Annotated in this window: 1 protein-coding gene and 1 pseudogene; both read right to left on the bottom strand. The window is 73.0% G+C overall.

Annotated features, from left to right (window positions below):
• A pseudogene (locus AC1DWF_RS31945) lies at positions 1-569 on the bottom strand (HlyD family type I secretion periplasmic adaptor subunit); the annotation flags it as partial.
• On the bottom strand, positions 569-1,449 hold an 881-nt coding region (locus AC1DWF_RS31940), incomplete at its 5' end, for a type I secretion system permease/ATPase (RefSeq protein WP_476842556.1). The pseudogene AC1DWF_RS31945 and the gene AC1DWF_RS31940, both read right to left, overlap by 1 nt.

The following is a 1,449-nucleotide window of genomic DNA, read 5'->3' as shown; positions in this document are numbered from 1 at the left end:
AGCTGGCGATGCGCGGCCTCCATCTGCCCCTGGGCGGAGGCGATGGTCGCGCGGGCCTGGTCGCGGCGATGGGACTGCACGGCGAGTTGGCTATCGAGGCTGGCCTGGCGGGCTTGGAACAGCGCGCGCTGCCCGGCGAGAGCCTCGGCCACGCGCGGATCCGCCGACAGGGCGAGCAGGTCCGGGGGAAAGCGCACCTCCGTCTCCCGCTCCAACTCGGCCGAGAGCCGCGCCAGCTGGGCCAGCAGGGCCGCACGCTGGGCCCGGGCAGCAAGGCTGGTCGCGCCGGACTGGGCGTCGTCGAGCCGCATCACGACCTGACCCTGGCGGACCCGGTCGCCGTCGCGAACGAGGATCTCCCGCACGAGGCCGCCCTCGAGGTGCTGCAGCGTGCGCCGCGTGCCCTCGACCTTGATCATGCCAGGGGCGAGCGCGGCCTCAGCAAGCGGGGCCAGCGTGGCCCAGGCGAGGAAACCGCCACCGAATCCGATCATCGTCACGAAGCCGAGACCAAGCGCGAAGCCGGCACGCGGCCGATCGGGGGTGGCGGGCAAGAAGGAAGCGGACATCAGGAGCGACCTCCTGCGGTGGGGACGAGCGCGACGGACGGCTTGGCCAGCGGGACGGGCGTCATGARGCGCTTGAGMACCTCGGCGCGGGGCCCGAACATCTCGGCCGCGCCSTCGCGCAGSACGAGGACCTTGTCGACCTGGTTCACCAARGCGGGCCGGTGGGAGACGACGACCACGGTGGCGCSGCGYTCCTTGAGSWGGSCSAKCGCRCGGGCCAGSGCCAGYTCGCCCTCRCCGTCGAGGTTGGARTTGGGCTCGTCGAGGACSACGAGGCGGGGATYGCCGTAGAGCGCCCGGGCCAGGCCGATCATCTGGCGTTGCCCGCCGGAGAGATGGGCGCCGCTCTCGCCGATCTCGGTCTCGTAGCCCTGGGGCAGCCGCAGGATCATCTCGTGGCAGCCGGCGAGGCGGGCGGCCTCATAGACGGCGTCCGGGGAGGCGCCCTCGGCCATGCGGGCGATGTTCTCCAGCACGGTGCCCTCGAAGAGCTCGACGCCCTGGGGAAGGTAGCCGAGGTGCTGCCCAAAGTCCTCGCGCTGCCAGAGAAAGACGTCGGCGCCGTCGAGGCGGACCTGGCCCACGGAAGGCGCCAGCGTGCCGATGACCAGGCGCAGCAGSGTGGTTTTTCCYGCACCCGAGGGKCCKATGACGGCGAGGCTYTCSCCGGGGGYSAGSGMGARGGCGACGCCCTTGATGAGSGRGGCGYTCTGGCCSGGSAGSGCATAGGAGATGCGGTCGASMWGSAGCGCGCCCTCGGGGGCGGGGAGCGGCAGGCCGGGGGGACGCAGGCGGGGCAGGGCCAGGAAGGCCTGCAGGCGGCGGAGCGCCTGGCGGGCCTGGACGAGCTGCTTCCAGCCGCCGACGACCTGCTCCACGG

The sequence above is a fragment of the Aminobacter sp. P4_D5 genome, assembly GCF_056401815.1.
The sequence above is the reverse complement of the archived record's forward strand: the minus strand, read 5'-3'. Positions and strand labels throughout refer to the sequence as shown.